This window comes from Glycocaulis sp., from assembly GCF_052168375.1.
GTDB lineage: Bacteria > Pseudomonadota > Alphaproteobacteria > Caulobacterales > Maricaulaceae > Glycocaulis.
Genome location: NZ_JBQLZR010000042.1, coordinates 1 through 1,043 on the forward strand (window position 1 = coordinate 1; position 1,043 = coordinate 1,043).

The following is a 1,043-nucleotide window of genomic DNA, read 5'->3' on the forward strand; positions in this document are numbered from 1 at the left end:
GTGCTGGCGCGGCTGTAGCTTTCGCCGGCGTAGGGCTTCATACGGCTTCGGGCGTATTCCATGGTTTTGGGCTGGGTTGGGACGATCCATCCAATTATCAAAATGCGATTACCGGGCCAATCTCTGGTGCGATGGGCGGCGGCGTTGGCCAATTGGTCGGTCGTTCCCTCATTCGGGGGCGCGTGCTGTTTTCCCGAACGCTGCAAAGCCAGATGGAAAATCAACGTTCGACATTGGCAGCGTCCGCTGGTGCGGGGATTGATATCGCACGGGGGGCGTTCGACATCATGGCTCCTCAAAACAAGCAATGTCCGCAAGGGTAATAAAAATGGAATATGCAAAAATCACTCTTCGCATTATAATTTTTTTTGCTTTATTAATTTTGATGGGCAGAATGATTTATATGTATGTTATTGAAGGCGTATTAGATGAATGGTCTCTTATCGCGCTTTTGTTCTTGTCTGTTCTAACGGTAGCTTTTGCAGCCTATTTTAAGCCCTCGGGCACACGACGGCCTTGACGCTCTCGGTCGGAACCTTGCTGCCGTGACCCCGCAAGGCACGGTGAGCTATCAATACGATGCTTCGGGCCGGCGCACCCGCATTGACTGGCCGGACGCATGCCCGTCGTCGACGCTGATGCATCTGCGGGCGGGACGGGTCAGACAGAGATAACTTAACATTGGCTTCTACTACTATTTTGGGCCGGGTCCAAAATTCCCGTATAGGACGTTCGCCGGGGCATCGATCAGCCGGATCGATGTTTGGTCCGGCTCACCATGCAGACCGACCCGATAGGCCAGCAGGGCGGCCTCAACCTCTACGCCTATGTCGGCAACGATCCCGTCACCTTCACAGACCCGTGGGGGCTGGAGCCGGAGACGATATATGTCTACTGCGACAGCCAGTGCGGAGCAGAGAACTGTCCGCCGCAGCAAGGGCAATGGCAGCCTGACGGGCTTGTGAACCTTTTCCGCTGAACGCGGGCAGGTAGTGTCTCAGTTTGAAATTTGAACCGTTTGGAACGAACGCTGTTCGCCAGTC

Annotated in this window: 2 protein-coding genes; both read left to right on the top strand. The window is 54.7% G+C overall.

The window, feature by feature from the left end; all coding sequences use genetic code 11:
* Positions 1–323, top strand: a 323-nt coding sequence (locus tag ACTS2Z_RS01525; RefSeq protein WP_442571471.1) for a hypothetical protein, incomplete at its 5' end; no start/stop codon positions are given.
* 440 nt (positions 324–763) lie between these two features.
* Positions 764–979: an RHS repeat-associated core domain-containing protein gene (locus ACTS2Z_RS01530; RefSeq protein ID WP_442571472.1), complete on the top strand. Its 216-nt coding sequence runs from the start codon at positions 764–766 to the stop codon at positions 977–979.
* Positions 980–1,043 lie beyond the last annotated feature (64 nt).